17 protein-coding genes are annotated in these 18367 nt (G+C 66.5%); 9 read left to right on the top strand and 8 right to left on the bottom strand.

All coding sequences use genetic code 11. The features are described 5' to 3' along the window. Nucleotides 1–35: 35 nt before the first annotated feature. Together ACILR9_RS28510 and ACILR9_RS28505 are read left to right on the top strand one after the other, a co-directional pair. Nucleotides 36–854 carry an oxaloacetate decarboxylase gene (locus tag ACILR9_RS28510; protein ID WP_395713363.1) on the top strand — a complete coding sequence of 273 codons (819 nt, stop codon included), beginning with the start codon at nucleotides 36–38 and terminating at the stop codon, nucleotides 852–854. A 17-nt stretch (nucleotides 855–871) separates the two neighbouring features. Continuing rightward, nucleotides 872–1354, top strand: coding sequence for a MarR family winged helix-turn-helix transcriptional regulator (locus ACILR9_RS28505; RefSeq protein WP_395713362.1), 483 nt, complete (start codon nucleotides 872–874; stop codon nucleotides 1352–1354). Nucleotides 1355–1388: 34 nt separating this feature from the next. Here ACILR9_RS28505 and ACILR9_RS28500 read toward each other — a convergent pair whose 3' ends face one another. After that, on the bottom strand, nucleotides 1389–2030 hold the full coding sequence (locus ACILR9_RS28500; protein ID WP_395713361.1) for a glutathione S-transferase family protein: 642 nt from the start codon (nucleotides 2028–2030) through the stop codon (nucleotides 1389–1391). Nucleotides 2031–2111: 81 nt separating this feature from the next. Between ACILR9_RS28500 and ACILR9_RS28495 the strand changes: the two genes are divergently transcribed. Then, complete coding sequence (locus tag ACILR9_RS28495) at nucleotides 2112–2504, top strand: winged helix-turn-helix transcriptional regulator (RefSeq protein ID WP_395713360.1); 393 nt, start codon at nucleotides 2112–2114, stop codon at nucleotides 2502–2504. 87 nt (nucleotides 2505–2591) lie between these two features. On the opposite strand, the gene ACILR9_RS28490 is transcribed toward ACILR9_RS28495, so the two are convergent. Both ACILR9_RS28490 and ACILR9_RS28485 read right to left on the bottom strand, forming a co-directional pair. After that, a complete protein-coding gene (locus ACILR9_RS28490; protein ID WP_395713359.1) occupies nucleotides 2592–5012 on the bottom strand; it encodes an FAD-dependent oxidoreductase in 2421 nt (806 codons plus the stop codon). Then, the gene (locus ACILR9_RS28485; protein WP_395713358.1) at nucleotides 5009–6253 is read right to left on the bottom strand and encodes an aromatic ring-hydroxylating dioxygenase subunit alpha; all 1245 of its coding nucleotides are present in this window, start codon (nucleotides 6251–6253) and stop codon (nucleotides 5009–5011) included. Before ACILR9_RS28485 ends, ACILR9_RS28490 begins: the two co-directional genes overlap by 4 nt. Nucleotides 6254–6418: 165 nt before the next feature. Between ACILR9_RS28485 and ACILR9_RS28480 the strand changes: the two genes are divergently transcribed. The 3 genes from ACILR9_RS28480 (at nucleotide 6419) to ACILR9_RS28470 (ending at nucleotide 10438) form a co-directional block, all read left to right on the top strand. Further along, nucleotides 6419–7450, top strand: coding sequence for a putative 2-aminoethylphosphonate ABC transporter substrate-binding protein (locus ACILR9_RS28480; protein ID WP_395713357.1), 1032 nt, complete (start codon nucleotides 6419–6421; stop codon nucleotides 7448–7450). A 187-nt stretch (nucleotides 7451–7637) separates the two neighbouring features. Beyond that, nucleotides 7638–8714: a putative 2-aminoethylphosphonate ABC transporter ATP-binding protein gene (locus ACILR9_RS28475; RefSeq protein ID WP_395713356.1), complete on the top strand. Its 1077-nt coding sequence runs from the start codon at nucleotides 7638–7640 to the stop codon at nucleotides 8712–8714. A 65-nt stretch (nucleotides 8715–8779) separates the two neighbouring features. Continuing rightward, nucleotides 8780–10438 carry a putative 2-aminoethylphosphonate ABC transporter permease subunit gene (locus tag ACILR9_RS28470; protein ID WP_395713355.1) on the top strand — a complete coding sequence of 553 codons (1659 nt, stop codon included), beginning with the start codon at nucleotides 8780–8782 and terminating at the stop codon, nucleotides 10436–10438. Here ACILR9_RS28470 and ACILR9_RS28465 read toward each other — a convergent pair. Continuing rightward, a complete protein-coding gene (locus ACILR9_RS28465) occupies nucleotides 10356–10994 on the bottom strand; it encodes a TetR/AcrR family transcriptional regulator (protein ID WP_395713354.1) in 639 nt (212 codons plus the stop codon). The genes ACILR9_RS28470 and ACILR9_RS28465 overlap by 83 nt on opposite strands. Nucleotides 10995–11079: 85 nt before the next feature. Here ACILR9_RS28465 and ACILR9_RS28460 point away from each other — a divergent pair, with 85 nt between their 5' ends. Beyond that, nucleotides 11080–12177 (top strand): enolase C-terminal domain-like protein, encoded by a 1098-nt coding sequence (locus tag ACILR9_RS28460; RefSeq protein ID WP_395713353.1) that lies wholly within the window; start codon nucleotides 11080–11082, stop codon nucleotides 12175–12177. Nucleotides 12178–12266: 89 nt separating this feature from the next. Here the strand turns inward: ACILR9_RS28460 and ACILR9_RS28455 are convergent, their stop codons facing one another. The 4 genes from ACILR9_RS28455 to ACILR9_RS28440 form a co-directional block, all read right to left on the bottom strand. Then, on the bottom strand, nucleotides 12267–13658 hold the full coding sequence (locus ACILR9_RS28455) for an amidase (RefSeq protein ID WP_395713352.1): 1392 nt from the start codon (nucleotides 13656–13658) through the stop codon (nucleotides 12267–12269). Beyond that, nucleotides 13655–13858: a hypothetical protein gene (locus ACILR9_RS28450; RefSeq protein ID WP_395713351.1), complete on the bottom strand. Its 204-nt coding sequence runs from the start codon at nucleotides 13856–13858 to the stop codon at nucleotides 13655–13657. Before ACILR9_RS28450 ends, ACILR9_RS28455 begins: the two co-directional genes overlap by 4 nt. Further along, a complete protein-coding gene (locus tag ACILR9_RS28445) occupies nucleotides 13859–14728 on the bottom strand; it encodes an LLM class F420-dependent oxidoreductase (RefSeq protein ID WP_395713350.1) in 870 nt (289 codons plus the stop codon). It abuts the gene before it with no gap. Nucleotides 14729–14981: 253 nt separating this feature from the next. After that, nucleotides 14982–15668 carry a response regulator gene (locus ACILR9_RS28440; RefSeq protein ID WP_395713349.1) on the bottom strand — a complete coding sequence of 229 codons (687 nt, stop codon included), beginning with the start codon at nucleotides 15666–15668 and terminating at the stop codon, nucleotides 14982–14984. 76 nt (nucleotides 15669–15744) lie between these two features. On the opposite strand from ACILR9_RS28440, the gene prpF reads away from it, so the two are divergent. Then, nucleotides 15745–16923: a 2-methylaconitate cis-trans isomerase PrpF gene (prpF, locus tag ACILR9_RS28435; protein ID WP_395713348.1), complete on the top strand. Its 1179-nt coding sequence runs from the start codon at nucleotides 15745–15747 to the stop codon at nucleotides 16921–16923. 144 nt (nucleotides 16924–17067) lie between these two features. Next, nucleotides 17068–18135 carry an alpha/beta fold hydrolase gene (locus tag ACILR9_RS28430; RefSeq protein WP_395713347.1) on the top strand — a complete coding sequence of 356 codons (1068 nt, stop codon included), beginning with the start codon at nucleotides 17068–17070 and terminating at the stop codon, nucleotides 18133–18135. Nucleotides 18136–18367 lie beyond the last annotated feature (232 nt).

The raw sequence follows: 18367 nt of genomic DNA, 5'->3' as shown, positions 1-18367 counted from the left end.
GTTCTCTCCTTGCCGCTTCTCATGGAGGCCCGACGATGCGCACTCAAGCCGAAAAAGGTGCTCTGTTCCGCGCGCTGCATGCCCGCGCCGGAATCATTCTGCTGCCCAACCCGTGGGATGCCGGGACGGCCAAGCTCCTGGAGTCCCTGGGCTTCGAGGCGCTGGCCACGACGAGCCTCGGCATGTCGAACGCGCTCGGCCGGGTCGATGGCGACGGTTCGGTGAGTCGCGCCGAGCTTCTGGAGAATTGCCGGATCATCGCCGGCGCGACCGACCTGCCGGTCAATGCCGATCTCGAGAACGGCTACGCTGACGACCCGAAGGAGGCGGCCTCGATCCTGCGCGACGCCGCCGCGGTGGGCATCGCCGGCGGCTCGATCGAAGACTGGAGCGGTGAGCGCATCTATGACTTCAACCACGCGGTCGAGCGTGTGGCCGCCGGCGTCGAGACGGCGCGCTCGCTCGACACGCCGTTCACATTCACGGCACGGGCAGAGAACCTGATCCGCGGGCGCAACGATCTCGACGACACGATCCGGCGATTGCAAGCCTTCGAGAAGGCCGGTGCCGACGTGCTCTATGCGCCCGGCCTGCGCGACGTCGCGACCATCAGGAAGGTCGTGGCCGAGATCGGCAAGCCACTCAACATGGTGATGAGCGCCGGCGATCCCGATCTCACCGTGGATCAGCTCGAGGCAGCTGGCGTCAAGCGCGTGAGTGTCGGCGGCGCGCTGTCACGGCTCGCGCTGGCCGCCTTCATGAAGGGTGCGCGGGCGATGAAGGCCGGCAGCTTCACCTGGATGCGCGACACCATGCCGACGCCCGAGCTCAAGAAGGTCTTCGGCGGCGGGTGAGCCGGGGCTGGTCTGATATGAGTCGCAAGACGAGCGTCGCGATCCCCAAGCCGGGCGAGGGCAAGCGCGGGCCGGAGGGCCATCTGGGTTACCTGGTGCGCCAGGCCAATGTCGCGGTGCGCGCGGCGATGGAGAAGGCGCTGGCCGATCTCGACGTGACGGTACCGCAATTTGCCGTGCTGACCATGATCGCGGCCTATCCCGGCGTATCGGGCGCTGACCTGGCGCGGCTCACCTTCCTGACGCCGCAGACCATCAACGTGATCGTGCACAACCTCGAGAAGGCAGGCGCCATCGCGAAGTCGGCGCACGCCGTGCATGGCCGCATCCTCCAGCTCGAGGCGACCGCCGCGGGCCGGGCGCTGCTCAGACGCTGCCGCGCCCGCGTGAATGCGATCGAGGATCGGATCAGCGGCTTGATCGGCCGCGACGACGAACGCGTGGTCCGCCGCTGGCTCAGCGCCGTCGCGGAGACGCTGGGGAAGGAGCGCTCCTCCTAGCCCCCGGGGTGTCCACCCGAAAAGGGCGCAGCCGCTATATCCAAGGTTCGGAAAGGTGTTCCTGCCGAATGGCGCGCATGACGGCAGGCCGTTGGAGGACGCGGCGTGCATGTTCCCCGAAATGCGGCCAGCTCGCTCCCGGACGTGGCATCCCGCGCGTCCATCGACAAAGCGTCAGGGCGTAGGCGTCGATAGCCGAGTAGGATGTTCCCAGGAGCCAAGGACCACCATTGGCTTCCAGCGTGCTGTCAAGAATGTCGAGCATGCCGACCACCTTCGACTCAGCGGAAGATCCGAGCTCGGCGAGCGTATCCGGGCTACTTCCCCACTTGGTGGGATGCAGGTACATCGAGACGGCCGGGTGCAACGTCGTCGCTAGCCACATCAGCCACTTGTAGAAGTGCGCCCGCTCAACGCTTCCCTGTGGTGGCGCCAGGCCCTTTCCCGGATGACCGTCCACAAGATGGAGACAGATCGCGGCACTTTCGTAGAGGACGAGTTCGCCGTCGACCAGGACAGGAACCAGGCCGTTGGGGTTGATCGACAGGAACTCCGGTCGCTTGTGCGCATTGCCATGAAGATTGACGAAGGCCAGCTCGTATTCCATGCCAATCTCTTCGAGAAGAATGTGCGGCACGAGGCTTATGAAGCCAGGATAATAGTAGAGCTTCGTCATCTGCCGGCATTTCGCAGAGCTGTTGTTCAGGTTGGCTGAATGCTACGATATTCGTAGCAGAAAGCAAGGAGAGACAAGGTCATGGCCAGGCGAGGAAGGCCGCGGACGATCCCGTTGCCCGGCGAGCCCGTCAGAGGCTCGAGCAGCGGCGTTCCAGTGATGGCGCTCTTCGACCTGCTTGGTCGCAGATGGGCCATGGGCATATTGTGGGTCCTGTGCCGCATCGGTCCGTGCACCTTTCGCGAGCTTCAGAAGCATTGCGAAACGCTGTCGCCGTCAGTCCTGAATACCCGGCTTGGAGAACTTCACGCCGCTCTGCTGATCGAGAGAACTGGCGACGGCTATTGCCCGACCTCAATGGGAAGACAGCTCTACGAGTTGCTCGTGCCACTTGGTCGATGGTCCTCGAAGACATGGGCGCGAAAGATGCGCTCATGTGGACCGACGGCGACTCGCCCGCTCATGAGAGCATAAGCGGACGAGCCGCCGTCGGTCTAAGACCATGACCTCTCCGTCGCCGTAAGACGGCGACACCTCCCCAGCGAAGCTGGGGAAGAAGGCTTATATGAGGATCTTCCTGCGTTCCGGATCGACCGCCGCGCCCGCGATGCGGCGGGCGGGATGGCGGCGGGTGAAGGCTTCGATCTCGTAGTCGGGGTGGCCGGATTCTTCGGTGGGGACGTAGCCGAAGGCGATGGCCTTGCCGATGGTGTGGCCCCAACCGGCCGACGAGGTGACGCCCAGAACCTTGCCGTTGCGGCGGATCGCCTCGCCGCCGTAGAGCTGGATTTCGGCGTCGACCAGCAGGGTGATCAGGCGCCGCCTGGGGCCCATGGCATGGGCCTTCTCGAGGGCGGCGCGGCCGATGAAATCGGCGTTCTTCTTCAGCGATACGGCGAAGCCGAGGCCCGCCTCGTAGGGCGTGTAGTCCGGCGTGATGTCGGCGCCCCAGTAGAGGTAACGCTTCTCCAGTCTCAAGGAATCGATGGCGCGGTAGCCGGCGTCGACGATGCCGAACGCGCCGCCGGCGGCCCACAGCAATTCGTAGACGTGCGCAGCGTACTCGGTCGGCAGATGGAGCTCGTAACCGAGCTCGCCCACATAGGTGACACGCAGCGCCAGCACCGGGGCGTAGCCGATGCACAAGTTCCGCGCGTTCATGTAGGGGAAGGCATCGTTGCTTACGTCGCCGTCGGCGACCTTTTGCAGGATGTCGCGCGCGCGCGGGCCGGCGAGATTGATGGTGGCGCGGGCCGAGGTCAGTTCCTGCACCGTCACCGAGCCGTCGGCCGGCAGGTGCTTCCTGATCCATCCCATGTCGCGCACGCCGAAGGCGCTGCCGGTCACCATGTAGAAGCGGTCTTCGTCGAGCCGGGCGAAGGTGAGGTCGGCCTCGATGCCGCCGCGCTCGTTGCACAGCTGGGTGTAGGTGAGCGTGCCCCTGGGCTTGTCGAGGTCGTTGGCAGCCAGGCGCTGCAGGGCGGCCAGCGCGCCCGGTCCGCCGATCTCGTATTTCGAGAACGAGCTCTGGTCGATCAGCACGGCACGCTCGCGGGCGGCGCGGCACTCGTTGCCGACCGCGGCGAACCAGTTCGGCCGTCCCTCGAAGGAGGGCCGGTCGACCGCCTCGCTGCCGGCCGGGGCAAACCAGTTCGGCCGCTCCCAGCCGAAGCGCGAGCCGAACACCGCGTTCTTTGCCTGCAGCAGCGGATAGAGCGGCGAGCGCCGGCCGCCGCGCGCCGTGTGCAACTCCTCGATCGGATAATGGATCTGGTAGTAGCGCCAGTAGCTGTCGACGCTGCGCTCGGCGAGGTACCGGGCGCTCATGTGATGGCTGCCGAAGCGGCGCACGTCGAACGCCCACAGGTCGAGGCCGGGTTCGCCCTCGACGATCCACTCCGCCATCGCCTTGCCGGCGCCGCCGGAGGCCGCGATCCCCGAGGTGAAGCCACAGGCGACGTAGAAATTGTCGCGCTCCGGTGCCAGACCCATGATCGGCTCGCCGTCGGGCGAGATCGGGATCGGCCCATTGATCACGGTACGAATGCCGAGCTCGTTCAGGATCGGCAGGCGCTCGGCGGCGGGCAATACGAACTGCTCGAGACGCTCCTGGTTAGGCTGCAGGAGCTCGCGGCCGAAGTTGAACGGCACACCGCTGGCGCCGAAGGTGGGCGTGCCTTTCTCCCAGCCGCCGATCGCCAGGGCGCCGGGCTCCGGCTTGAGATAGAAGATGCGGTCGGGGTCGCGCAATGTCGGCAGGCCCTTGGGGATCGCCTCGCTCTTCTCGGTGATCAGGTACTGATGCTCGACGGCGCCGGCCGGCACCTTGACGCCGGCCATGTGCGCGACGTCGCGCGCCCAGATGCCGGCGGCATTGACCACGATCTCGCAGGCGATCGCGCCCTGGTCGGTGAGTACGCGGGTGATGCGCCGGCCTGTTGCCTCGAAACCGGTGACCAGCACGTTCTCGACGATGCGCACGCCGCCGGCGCGCGCGCCCTTGGCATAGGCCATGGTCAGGCTGGACGGTTCGACCGAGCCGTCGGTCGGCACGAACACTGCGCCGACGATGCCGTCGGGTGTGATCAGTGGAAACTTTTCCTGTGATTCCTTGGGCGAGAGCGTGTGCAGCTCGAAGTCGAAGCTGCGTGCCGTCGTCGCCATGCGCTTTAGCTCGCTCCAGCGCTCAGGCGACGAGGCGAGGCGCAGGCTGCCGACCGGCTTCCATTCCGTCGCCTGGCCGGTTTCGGCCTCGAGCCTGCCGTAGAGCTGGGCGCTGTACTGCATCAGGCGCGTCAGGTTGCGCTTGCTGCGTAGCTGGCCAACCAGGCCGGCGGCATGCCAGGTCGAGCCGTGCGTCAGGCCGCTCTTCTCCAGCACGAGCACGTCGCGCTGGCCGAGCTGGGCCAGGTGATAGGCGATGGAGCAGCCCACCGCACCGCCGCCGATCACGACGATGCGGGCCTGCGATGGAACGCTCACGCGCGCAGCTCGCCGAGATACCAGTTGAGGAAGTGCGCGACGTTGCGTTCGCGGACCAGGGAGAAGGGCCCCGGCAGGTAGGCGTGCGAGCTGACGCCCTGCTGCTGGTCTTCGCAGATCGTCCAGTCCTGCCGGTTGGTGATGTCCCAGATCGGCAGCAGGCGGTCGATCGTGTAGTCGCGGCCCTCGACCGCCTTCTCATCGACCAGCCAGTAGCCGCGCACATGCGTCTCGTCGGGCCCGACCGGCGTGATGCGCGAGGCGGCGGCGTAGTCGCAATTCGTGTGCTGCCAGAAGTTCGGGAACACGGTGGTGCGCAAGGTGCCCGAGTCCCATTCCTTGATGTCGCCCATCAGGCAGGACAGCGGCTTGCCGTCGAGGCTCTGGGTGACGAAGCCCTCCATCACCGGCGTGCGATGGCAGCGCCACGAGGCGCCGGTCATGGTCGACATGGCATCGCCCTCGTCGAGGCCGAGCGCCCGGAAGCGGGCATTGGCGCGCGCCACGATCGCGTCCATGGCCGGCTGCTGTGTCGGGTCGAGCATCGCGAGGTCGCGCTGCACGTCGTAGGCTGCCGTGTTGTATTCCTTGTGGTTGGGTGGGCAGTGGTAGCACTCGCGATTGTTCTCGAAAACGATCTTCCAGTTCGCCTTGACGACGTAGTCGACCTGATGGGCGATCTTGGCGCGCTCGATGGCGTGCGGTTTCATCTTGCGGCGGATGGTGGCCAGCGCGGCGGAAAAATCGGGCGGCGAGTCGGCCAGGGAGACGAACAGCAGGCCGGCTGCATTCTCGAGCGCCACCGGGCGCAGCGCGAGGGTGTCGCGGTCGACGCCGAACTCGCGTCTGGTATCGAGCACCAGGCTGCCGTCGAGCTCGTAGGTCCAGCGATGATAGGGGCAGACGAAGCGATGGGTGCTGCCGTGCTCGGTCTTGCAGATGATCGAGCCTCTGTGGCGACAGACATTGTGAAAGGCGCGGATCTCGCCGTCGCGATCACGCACGACAATGATCGACTCAGCCCCTAGCCGCCAAGTGAAGAAATCGCCCGGCTTGGCAACCTGGAAGGCGTAGCCGGCGAAAACCCAATGGCGGTGAAAAATCCGTGCCAAGTCGGCGTCGAAAACCTCGGGCGTCACATAGAAATCGCTCACCAAGGGGCCGCCGGAGCGGTGCTCGGCGACCAGGCGGGCCAGCTCTGGCGTCAGGGGGGATCGCGCCTTGAGCGGCGTGCCATCCATTTTCGTCTCCTTTTGCCGGCAAACTACCATGCCGCGCTTGCCGGTCCCCAGCCCCATGTTAAGGTTTTGTGTATCGCTGCAACGAAACCATCATAGTGTGCGTGTAGCGAGGACGGTCGAAGGGTGACCGAACCAGGGGGATCGAACATGAGGATATTTGCAACCATGCGCCGTGCCGCAATGCTGGGGGGCGCTGCCCTGGCGGCCGTGGCGCTGACCAGCGGGGCTGCGCTGGCCCAGAAGACGAAGCTCACCGTCTATACGGCGATCGAGAACGAGCAGCTCGAGCCCTTCAAGAAGGCCTTCGAGGCCGACAACCCGACCATCGAGATCGCCTGGGTGCGCGATTCAACTGGCGTCGTGACCGCCAAGCTGGTCGCCGAGAAGGACAACCCGCGGGCCGACGTGGTGTGGGGCCTGGCGGCGTCCAGCCTCGGATTGATGGCGGGCATGGGCATGATCGAACCCTACACGCCGGTCGGCGCCGACAAGCTGAAGCCGATCTTCCGCAGCGGCAAGACGCCGGACACCTGGGTCGGCATGGACGCCTATCTCGCCGTGGTGTGCTTCAACACCGCCGAGGCGGAGAAGAACAAGAAGCCCAAGCCGGCGAGCTGGGCCGACCTTATCAAGCCCGAATACAAGGACTCGATCGTGATGCCGAACCCGGCGTCGTCGGGCACCGGCTATCTCACCATCGCGGGCTGGCTTACCATCATGGGCGAGGAGGCCGGCTGGAAATTCATGGACGCCCTGCACCAGAACGTGTCGCAGTATCTGCACTCGGGTTCGGCGCCCTGCGTGCAGGCGGCCAAGGGCGAGCGGCTGATCGGCATCGGCTTCGACATGCGCGGCGCGTCGGAGAAGACCAAGGGGGCACCGATCGATCTCGTCGTGCCGAAGGAAGGCCTGGGCTGGGAGATGGAGGCCACCTCCATCATCAAGGGCACCAAGAATCTCGATGCGGCCAAGAAGCTCGCCGACTGGTCGGCCTCACGCAAGGCCAACGAGCTGTATGGAAAGTACTACGCCATCGTCGCCGACCCCGAGATCAAGTCGATGCCGAAAAACTATCCGGCCGACGGCGAGAAGCTGATGGCCAAGGTCGATGTCGACTGGATGGCCAAGAACCGCGACCGCATCCTGGCCGAGTGGACCAAGCGCTACGATGGGAAGTCCGCGCCGAAGGCCAAGTGACCCGCCTGGAGTATTCCTCCCCAGCGGAGCTGGGGAGGTGTCGCCGTCTTCGGCGACGGAGGGGTCATGAGTCACGAGAGACGACGGGGCCCATGGCTCATGACCCCTCCGTCGCGGATTACCGCGACACCTCCCCAGCTCCGCTGGGGAGGAGAATGAAAAGCGCGCGCCGGCCTTCGGCCCCGGGATGACAGCGATGGCCTATCTCGAAGTCCGTAATCTCTTCAAGCGCTACGGCGAGTTCACGGCGCTGAAGAACATCTCGCTCGACATCGCCGAGGGCGAGTTCGTCTGCTTCCTCGGACCGTCGGGCTGCGGCAAGACCACCCTGCTGCGCGCCATCGCCGGGCTCGACCGGCAGAGCTCGGGCACGATCCGTCAGAAGGCGCGGGACATCTCCGCCCTGCCGCCGGCGCAGCGCGATTTCGGCATCGTTTTCCAGTCCTATGCGCTGTTTCCCAACCTCACGGTCGGCGACAATGTCGGCTACGGGCTGGTCAGCCGGCGCATGGCACGCGCTGCCATTGCCAAACGGGTGCACGAGCTTTTGTCCCTGGTCGGCCTGCCGGACGCCGCGCCCAAGTACCCGGCACAACTCTCCGGCGGCCAGCAGCAGCGCGTGGCGCTTGCCCGCGCGCTCGCGACGTCGCCCGGCCTGCTGCTGCTCGATGAGCCGCTTTCCGCTCTCGACGCGCGCGTACGCCTTCGCCTGCGCCACGAGATCAAGGCGCTGCAGCGCACGCTCGGCGTCACGACGATCATGGTGACGCACGACCAGGAGGAGGCGCTCACCATGGCCGACCGGATCGTGGTGATGAATGCCGGTTGCCTCGAGCAGGTGGGTGCGCCACAGGAGATCTATCGCAACCCTGCGACCGCCTTCGTGGCCGATTTCGTGGGCTCGATGAACTTCCTCGCCGGCACCGTGTCGGCCCCGGGTAAGGTGAAGGTCGACGGCCACGAATTTGCCTGCCCGGTGCAGGACGGCCTGGCGCCGGGTGCCGCGGTGCAGCTTTGCATCCGACCGGAGGACGTGCGCGTACGCGACCTGCCGGCCGATGTGCCGAATCGTGTCGCAGTGGAGGTGGGAGAGCTCGACTTCGTAGGCTCGTTCTGCCGGGCTACGCTCGCGGTACGGGCCGCGAGCAAGGTGAGCCTGGTGGCCGATTTCTCCAGCAACCTGATTCGTGACCTGGGCGTCGAGCGCGGCACCCGGCTCGACGTCGCCTTGCCGCCCGACCGGCTGCAGGTGTTCGCGGCGTGACCCAGCGCGAAGCGTCCTTCGCGGGAATCGCCGCAACCACACCGGCCGTGCGCCCGCGATCACGCGTGAGGCTGTCACGCGACGACGTCGTGATGCGCGCTGGCGTCGTGGTCGTGGCCGCGGTCCTGCTGCTCATCGTGGGGCTGCCGTTGTGGTCGTTGCTCGCCAAGGGCTTCGAGAATAAGGACGGTCATTTTGTCGGGTTGGCCAACTACATCGCCTATTTCTCGACGCCGGCGCTCTTCGACTCGGCGCTGAATTCCCTGCATATCGCCACCGTCACCACCGTGATCGTGGTGCCGCTCGCCTTCCTCTATGCCTACGCACTCACGCGCGCGGTGCTGCCGATGCGCTGGTTGTTCCAGGGCATCTCGCTTATCCCGATCTTCGCACCCTCGCTGTTGCCCGGGTTGGCGTTGATCTACTTGTTCGGCAACCAGGGGTTCTTCAAGGGCGCGCTGGGCGGGCCGATCTACGGCTTCGACGGCATCCTGATCGCCCAGGTCTTCTATTGCTTCCCGCACGCCACCCTGATCCTGGTGACGGCGCTCGCCACTGCCGATGCGCGCCTCTACGAGGCGGCCGACGTGCTGGGTGCCTCCAAGCTCCGGGTGTTCTTCACCGTCACCCTGCCCGGCGCCAAGTACGGGCTGATCAGTGCGGCGCTGGTGGTGTTCACGCTGATGATCACCGATTTCGGCATCGCCAAGGTGATCGGCGGCAACTTCAATGTCCTGGCGACCGACGTCTACAAGCAGGTGATCGGCCAGCAGAATTTCTCGATGGGCGCGGTGGTCGGCATGGTGCTGCTGGTGCCGGCGGCACTCGCCTTCGTCGTCGACCGCGTCGTCCAACGCAAGCAGGTCGCCATGCTGACCGCGCGCGCCGTGCCGCTGATCCCGCGACCCACGTTTGGCCGCGACCTCTTCTTCACCCTTTACTGCACGGTGATCGCGATCGGCATCGTGGGGATCCTCGGCATGGCGGCGTGGGGCTCCTTGATAAAGTACTGGCCCTACAATCTTAGCCTGACGCTCGACAACTACGAGTTCTCCAACTTCGACGCCAATGGCTGGATGTCGTACGTCAACTCGCTGGAGATGGCTGCCCTGGCGGCGGTCGGCGGGACCGCGTTGATGTTCGTCGGCGCCTGGCTGAACGAGCGCACACGCGAGTTCTTCATCATGCGCGGCCTCGTCCAGTTCCTGGCCTTCCTGCCCATGGCGGTGCCCGGCATGGTGCTGGGGCTGGGCTACATCTTTTTCTTCAACGCGCCCAATAACCCGCTCAACTTCCTCTACGCCACCATGGGCATCCTCGCGATCAATTGCGTGGCGCATTTCTATACGGTCGGCCATCTCACGGCGACGACGGCGCTGAAGCAGATCGATCCCGAGTTCGAAGCGGTCTCGGCCTCGCTCAAGGTGCCGGTCTGGCGCACTTTCGGCCGCGTCACTGCGCCGATCTGCCTCCCCGCCATCCTCGATATCGCGATCTACCTGTTCGTCAACGCCATGACGACGGTGTCGTCGGTGATCTTTCTCTATGCCCCCGACACCAAGCTCGCCTCGGTGGCGGCAGTGAACATCGAGGAGGCGGGCACCACCGCGGCAGCGGCCGCGCTCTGCATCGTGATCGTGATCACCTCCGCCGCCGTGAAGGCCCTGCATTTGCTCGCCGACCGCTACCTGCTCGATCACCTGCAGGGCTGGCGGCGGCGCTGACCAGAGCCCCCGCGATCCCCGCGGCGGAGCGGCCATAGGTGCGGTCGCCGTGGATCAGCATCAGGGCCATGGCACCCTCCATCAGCAGCATGATCGCGCGTGCCATCTCGGCCGCCGAAGCGACGCCCCCCTTGGCCAGAAGGCTGGTCAGCCAGCTTTCGGTGACGCCCTTGGCGCGCGCCGCGATTGCCCGCGCCGGATGCCCCGGAAGGTCGGCCAGCTCGACGGCGAGGCGGGTGAAACCGGAGCCCGACCAGCGGGGGGTCGCGGCCCATTCGAGGAGCTGGTCGAAGAACGACTCGACCATTGCTTCTGGATCCTCGGGCAAGTGCCGCGCAAAGCTCTGCAGCCGTTCGAGGTCGAGCTCGTGATGCCGCGTCAGGGCGGCGGCCAGCAGGTCGTCCTTGCTGCGGAAATGGCTGTAGAGCGTGCGCTTGGTGATGCCGGCCCGGGCTGCGATCTCGTCGACCCCGACGCGCGTGAAGCCGCGTCGGTAGAACAGGTAGTAGGCGGCCTCGACGATGCGGCGGTCGGTCTTGCTCTTGTCTTTGGGCATGACGGCGCACTGTTCCGAAGTATACCAGGTAGTGAGTTTACTCGAGCCGCTGCGACTGCGTGAATGCCCGCCTCCGGGGGGTGCCATGGGCAAGAGGCCAACGCTTGAATCGGTGGAGGTGCGCGGCGTCGTCATGCCGTTGCGTCGGCCTGTCGTCTCCAAGGTCGGCCAGTTTGCTGAGTGGCCGTTGCTGCTGATCGATGCCCGGACGTCGGACGGAGTCGTCGGCCGAGCCTACCTCGAGCCTTATCTGGCACAGTCGCTGCGCTACGTCGCACCGGCGGTGCGCGATCTCGCTGTCACCTGCGTCGGCAAGGAGCTCGATCCGATAGCGCGCTTCCAGGCCAATCGGCGGGCGCTGAACCTGATTGGCTACGGCGGAGTGGCCGCCATCGCCGTCGCCGGGCTCGACATGGCGTTGTGGGATGCGCTGGCCAAGGCGGCGGGGCTGCCGCTCGCCTGCTTGCTGGGAGGCTCGCTGGAGCCGGTACCGGCCTACAACAGCAACGGCCTGTGGTTGACCGAGGTCGCGACGCTCGCCGACGAGGCGGCGGCGCTGGTGGGCGAGGGCGGGTTCGGAGCCCTGAAGCTGCGGCTGGGGCGCACCCGCTTAGCCGACGACCTTGCGGCGATCGCCGAGGTACGACGCGGCGCGGGAGCCGACATCAAGCTGATGGTCGATTTCAACCAGGGGCTCAGCTTGGGCGATGCGCTCGATCGCTGCCATGCCCTCGACGACCAGGGCCTCTACTGGTTCGAGGAGCCGATCGTGTACGACGATCTCGCAGGCTATGCGCACCTCACGAAGGTGCTCAAGACACCAGTGCAGCTCGGCGAGAATTTCTATGGTCCGCGCGATCTACTAGCGGCTGTCCGCGCCGAGGCCGGCGTCTACGTGATGCCCGACCTCACGCGCATCGGCGGGGTTAGCGGCTGGTTGCGTTCGGTGCCGATCGCCGCAGCCGCTGGCCTGCAGGTCTCCACCCACCTCTATCCGGAGGTCGCCGCCCACCTGATGTGCGTCACCGAGACCGCCCACTGGCTCGAATGGCAGGACTGGGCCGATCCGATCCTGGCCGAGCCATTCAAAGTCCGCGAGGGCCGCATCGAGATTCCCGATCGGCCGGGTTGCGGCATCGACTGGAACGAGGATGCGGTGAAGCGCTACTGCGTCGACGTCTGAGGAGCGGATCGTTTTCTTCTGGCCCGCGAGCGTCTCGCTCGCTCATCGAGCCATGAGCGAGACGCTCGCGGTCCGGAAGAGCATGATTTCTAGAGTGCCGGCCGCTTGTCGCGCCACGGCGTGGCGCGCTCGTAGGCCGATCCGACGCGCAGCACCGTGGCGTCGTCGAACGCGCGGCCGGCGAGCTGGAAAGCCAGGGGATGGCCGTCGCCGCCGAAGCCACAGCACACCGTCAGCGCCGGCTGCCCCGTGACATTGAACGGATTGGGCAGCGAAGGCTTGCCGTAGAACAGGAACATCGGTGGATTGTCGAAACCCTCGGGCGGCCCCCAGTGGTTGGCCGTCATGACGAGGTCGTAGCCGCGCATTGCCGCCTCGGTGTCGAGCATCAGCTTGCGCCGGAAGCGCGTGGCGTTGACGTACTGCTCGGCGGTGATGAAGGCGCCGAGCTGCACGCGCCGGCGCGTCGTGTAGCCGAACTTCATCGGCGTGCGGTCGACGTCCCGGCGATAGATCGAATGGGTCTCCGACGAGATGATGAAGCGCGCGCAGGCCTGGTAGTCGAGCAGGGCGGGCAGCGTGATCTCCTCGACGACGCAGCCCAGCGCGCGCAGCACCCGCGCCGCCTCGTCGATGCCTCGCACCATGTCCGCGCTGGCGCCGTTCTCGTGCGCATACCAGTGTTTGATCAGGCCGATGCGGGTGCCAGCGATCGGCTGTGCCAGGCGCGCGCTGTAGACCATCGGCTCGGTCCGCGCCGAGGCCGGATCGAGCGGATCGTGGCCGGCCAGCACGTCGAGCATCAGGGCGCAGTCCTCGGCGGTCCATGCCATCGGGCCCACCGTGTCGAAGCTCGGCGCGAGGGGGAACACGCCACGTCGGCTCACCAGCCCATAGGTCGGCTTGAGGCCCGAGAGAGCGCACCAGCCGGCCGGATTGCGGATCGAGCCGCTGGTGTCCGACCCCATCGCGCCGGCGCAAAAGCTGGCGGCAACCGCCGTGCCGGAGCCGCTCGACGAGCCGCCGGGCTGGCGATCGGGCATCCAAGGATTGCGCGCCGGCGGAAACGGCTGGTCGGGCGTCGCCGCCCCGGTGGCGAATTCGTGCGTCGCGAGCTTGCCCATGATGACCGCGCCGGCCGCGCGCAGCCGCGCCACGGTCTCGGCGTCGATCGTGGGCACGTGATCGACCTTGAGATGCGATTGCCCCGCGGTGCGCACGCCAGTCGTCTCGTAGATGTCCTTGATGCCTATGGGGATGCCGTGCAGCGCGCCGCGGCGATGCCCGCGCCCGATCTCGCGATCGGCCTGCTGCGCGGCCGCGCGCGCCTGGTCCGCCGTCAGCGCGACGAACGCGTTGAGCTTGCCGTCGTGCCGGGCGATGCGGGCGAGGCAGGCTTCGACCAGGTCGATCGCCTTCAGCGACCCTTGGGCCAGCCGGGCGCTCGCCTCGGCGATGGTGAGGAAAGCGAGCTCGCTCATCGCCGCGCTCCCGGCAGCGGGGCGAAGACATGGGCGGACTCGGCCTCCCACGCCCATTCCTGGGGAACGCGGGCTGCGAGCTGCATCATCCCGAGATAGCCCTTGTGCAGCTCGATGATGTCGTCCTCGGTAAGGCTCAGGCCGACCACGCCGGCCCAGGCGCGGAACTCGTCGAGGGTGATGTCCGACTTGGTGCTCACTTACGCCGCCTTCTTCACCATGGTTTCGATCTCGCCCAGCCGGGCGTCGACGCGCTCGGGACGCTGGCTGCCGAGATTGACCAGCAGACGGTCGACTCCGAGCTCGGCATAGGCCGGCACGGCGTCGGCGGTCATGGCGAGCGGCGGCGTGACGATGATCTGGAAATCCTTGCTTCTCTTGCGGTCGGCCTTGGCGAACGCGGCATCGAGGCGGCCCAGCATCTCCTTGGTCCGGTTGGGGTCGAGGTTGAAGCCGTACCAGCCGGCGCCGAACTTCACGGCGCGCTGGAAGGCGGCTTCGGCGTAGCCTCCGACGATGATCGGCACGTGCGGCTTCTGGATCGGCTTGGGGTCGAGCCGCATGGTCTCGAACTTGACCCACTTGCCGGCGAAGTCGACGACCGGCTCGGTCCACAGCCGGCGCATGACCTCGAGGAATTCGTCGCAGCGCTTGCCGCGATCCTCCCAGCGATAGCCGCAGGACTCGACCTCCTCCTTGTTCCAGCCGACGCCGATGCCGAAATCGATGCGGCCATCGCTCAGCCAGTCGAGCGTGCACATTTCCTTGGCGGTGTAGATCGGATTGCGCTGCGGCACGAGGGCGACGCCGGTGCCGAGCCGCACCTTGGTCGTCGCGGCGGCAAGGAAGCCGAAGGTCGCCGTGACATCGAGCATGCCGCCGCCTTCCGGCACCGGAATGCGGCCGTCCTTCGAGCCGGGATAGCCGTAGGTGTTCTTGTCGAACAGGGCGACATGCTCGCCCATCCAGATGGACTCGAGGCCCATGCTCTCGGCGCGGCGACCGAAATCTCGGATCATGGCAGGCGTCGCCTGCGGCGACATGAAGGTGGAGAAGACGCCGATCTTCATGGTGCGGGTTCCTTTCGCGGACAAGGCGCCATCCTGCGCGCAGGCAGCGAGCCGGGGCAATACGTGCCTGGCGTTGTCTCGCTGGGCGGTTGTCGGCTGGCAGTCCATCGATGAAATGAAAGGTCCCTCGCTTACGGCACTTGCTTCGCAGGTGCCTTTCTCGGGATGACACGGGGTGTTGACCGCAAAGAATCTGTCATCCCGAGCATAGCGAGGACCTTTCGAGGGATCGACCGGCGGCAGCCGACCCATGCTACGCTGCGCCGGCGGTGTCGGCCTTCATCAGGTAGCCGGCGCCGCGGATCGTGTGGATCTGCACATTGGCGCCGGCGTCGGTCAGCAGGCGGCGCAGGCGATGGATGTAGACCTCGATGGCGTTGGAGGACACGCCCTGCGCGGCACCGAAGACCTGTCCGCGCAGCACCTCGTGCGAGACCAGCCGGCCGTTGCGCTTCATCAGCACCTCAAGAAGATCGGCTTCGCGCGCCGGCACCGCGACCGGCTTGCCGGCGACGCTGGTCTGCCGGCCGGCGGTCTCCAGCGCGACATTGCCCAGCGTCAGCACGTGACCCTCGGGCGCCGGCGCGCGGCGCAGCAGCGATTGCAGGCGGGCGATCAGCTCCTCGGTAGCGAACGGTTTGATCAGATAGTCGCTGGCGCCCTTGTCCAGACCTTTCACCCGATCCTCGATGCCGCTGCGCGCCGTCAGGATAAGGACCGGGGTCCCATCACGCCGCCGGCGCATCTGGTCGAGCAGGCTGAGGCCGTCGGCATCGGGCAGGCCGAGGTCGAGCACCACGGCGGCATAGTTCATGGCGCGGAGCGATGCCTCGGCATCGGCGACGGTCCGGACTCCGTCGACATCCAGGCCGGCCCGTTCCAGCGCCTTGGTGAGCAGGACGACCAACTCGCTGTTGTCCTCGACCACGAGTACCCGCATCTGCCGCGTCCCCAATCATTGCGTCAGGATAGGGATTATAGTGTGCCGAACATGTCATCATCCTGTCGAGGCGCCGATGAAGCAGCTCCGAATCCCCGCCGTCTACATGCGCGGGGGCACCAGCAAGGGGGTCTTCTTCCTCGCCCACGACCTGCCTGCCGACCCGACTGAGCGCGACCGCCTGCTGATGCGGGTGATCGGCAGCCCGGACCGCTACGGCAAGCATACTGACGGCATGGGCGGCGCCACCTCAAGCACCAGCAAGGTCGTCATCCTGGCGAAATCGACGCGACCGGATTGTGACGTCGATTACCTGTTCGGCCAGGTCGCGATCGACCGGCCGCTGGTCGACTGGTCGGGCAATTGCGGCAACCTCAGCGCCGCCGTCGGGCCGTTTGCGCTCGGTGCCGGCCTGCTTGAGGGCCCGGCCGACGGCGAGGCCGTCGTGCGCATCTGGCAGGCCAATATCTCCAAGAAGATCATCGCCCACGTGCCGATGCGGGGCGGTGAGGTGCAGGAGCTGGGCGACTTCGAGCTCGATGGCGTGGCCTTTCCGGCCGCCGAGGTGAAACTGGAATTCCTCGATCCGGCCGACGACGGCGAAGGCGGGGAGGCAGCCGCAGGCGGTGGTGGCGGGGCCACGTTCCCGACCGGCAATCATATCGACGTGCTCGACATTGCGGGCGTCGGCAAGGTCGAGGCGACGCTGATCAATGCCGGCAATCCGACCGTGTTCGTCGATGCCGCGAGCCTAGGGCTCAAGGGCACCGAGCTGCAAGGCGACGTCAACGGCGACAAGGCCGTGCTGGCGCGTGCCGAGGCGGTGCGCGCGCTGGGCACAGTGATGATGGGCATTGCCAGCACGCCGGAGGAGGCGACGGCCAGGCGCCCGCACACACCCAAGCTCGCGTACGTGGCGAGGCCGGCCGGCTACATCGCCTCGGACGGCCGTGCGGTGGCGGCGGGCTCGATCGATATCCTGGTGCGCATCTTCTCGATGGGCGTGCTGCATCACGCCATGACCGGGACCGGCGCCGTGGCGATCGCCGCGGCGGCCGCCATCCCGGGGACCCTCGTGCATCGCGTTGCGCCGGCGGGGCCGGATGGTCGTGTGCGCTTCGGCCATCCCTCCGGCGCGCTCAGGGTCGGCGCCGAGGTCCGTCGCCACGGCGAGCACTGGCAGGTCGGCAAGGTCATGATGAGCCGCTCGGCCCGCCGGTTGATGGAGGGCTGGGTGAGGGTGCCGGGAGGTTGACCCGCGTGTGCCCGCGCCCTCATGTCATCCTGAGTGGAGCGAAGGATCTCGTCCCCGGAGCGTCCCATGTACTCTCTAGGAAGCGGCGATGAGGTCCTTCGCTCCGCTCAGGACGACGCAAAACATGAAATCGGGGAGGGAATCATGAACATCCGACTGCCAATCATCCTCACGCTCGTGCTGTCGCTGCTCGCGACGCCGCTCATCGCATCGGCCGCCGACTATCCGGCACCGCGCACCGGCGAATGGGTCGCGCGCGATTTCAAGTTCCATACCGGCGAGGTTATGTCCGAGCTGCGGCTCGCCTATACGACCGTGGGGGAGCGCACTGGCCAGCCGGTGCTCGTGTTGCACGGCACGACCGGCTCGGCCGCGAGCATGCTGACGCCGGCCTTTGCCGGCGAGCTGTTCGGGCCGGGCCAGCCGCTCGATGCCCAAAAGTACTTCATCGTCATTCCCGACGGCATCGGCCACGGCAAATCCTCCAAGCCGTCGGATGGGCTGCGCGCGAAATTCCCCAGGTACAACTACGCCGACATGGTCGACGCGCAGCATCGCCTGCTCACCGAGGGCCTCGGCATCACGCATGTCCGGCTGGTGATCGGAAACTCGATGGGTGGCATGCACACCTGGCTATGGGGCGTGAAGTATCCCGAATTCATGGATACGCTCGCCCCGATGGCGTCGCAGCCTACCGCCATGTCGAGCCGCAATTGGATGATGCGGCGGTTGATCATCGATTCGATCCGCAACGACCCGGAGTGGAAGGATGGCAACTACACCACGCAGCCGCGCTCAGCCAGGGTCGCGTCGGTCTTCTTCGCCATCGGCACCAGCGGCGGCAACATCGCCTTGCAGAAGGCGGCGCCGACCCGCGAGGCCGCCGACAAGCTCCTCGACCAGCGCCTCGCCGCGCCTTTCACTGCCGACGCCAATGATGCGCTCTACCAGTGGGAATCCTCGGGCGACTACGATCCCTCGCCCGGCCTCGTGCACATCAAGGCGCGCCTGCTCGCCATCAATGCCGCCGACGACGAGCGCAATCCGCCGGAGACCGGCCTGATGGAAGCCGCAATGAAGCAGGTCGCCAACGGCCGCCTCCTTCTGATCCCCGCCAGCGCCGACACCCGCGGCCACGGCACCACGGGCATGGCCAAGTTCTACAAGGAGCCGCTGGCCGAGCTGCTGCAAAGCGCGCCGGCGATGCGGTGAGAGATGTCTCAGCCGACCGCCGTTTGGCGCGGGCTTCCTTGAAAGGAAAGGTCCCCTCGCTGCGCTCGGGATGACGTCAAGGCTGCGCTTGGATGACAACAATACCGTCACCCGAAGCGCAGCGAGGGACCTTTTCTTGTTCGCTCGCAAACTCTCGGGGTGACAGAGGGGCCGGATGACGGAGGGTTAGGATGGCGAATAGGATGTGGCGAATATTATAGCGTGAAACGAA

This window comes from Reyranella sp., assembly GCF_044224635.1.
GTDB lineage: Bacteria > Pseudomonadota > Alphaproteobacteria > Reyranellales > Reyranellaceae > Reyranella.
This window is presented reverse-complemented; position numbering and strand designations above follow the sequence as displayed.